Raw genomic sequence first — 333 nt, 5'->3', positions numbered from 1 at the left:
GAGCAGCTGGTCGGGGGAGGCTGGTGATGGTCGACCACGACGAGCTCCTCGACATGCTCACGCGGCTGAAGCTGACCGCCATCCGCGACCAGCTCGACAGCCTTCTCGACGAGGCCGCCCGGCGCGAGCTGACGCTGCGTGAAGCCGTCGCCTTCCTCTGCGAGCGCGAGATCGCCCGCAAGGACGAGCGCCGGGTCGAGATGGCCAGCAAGATCGCCCACTTCCCGACGGTGCGCGATCTCGGCAGCTTCGACTTCAGCGCGCAGCCCTCGATCGATCCAGGACAGATCCGCGACCTCGCCGCCTGCCGCTGGGTGGCGCATGGCGACGCCC

At 69.7% G+C, this 333-nt stretch carries 1 protein-coding gene; it reads left to right on the top strand.

The window, feature by feature from the left end; genetic code table 11:
• Positions 1 to 26 precede the first annotated feature (26 nt).
• Positions 27 to 333: ATP-binding protein (locus tag FFK22_RS42400; protein ID WP_306770285.1), on the top strand; the 307-nt coding region annotated here is incomplete at its 3' end.

Source organism: Mycobacterium sp. KBS0706, from assembly GCF_005938675.2.
Taxonomy (GTDB): domain Bacteria; phylum Pseudomonadota; class Alphaproteobacteria; order DSM-16000; family Inquilinaceae; genus Inquilinus.
Note: the sequence above shows the minus strand (reverse complement) of the source record. Positions and strands in the feature narration are given on the sequence as shown.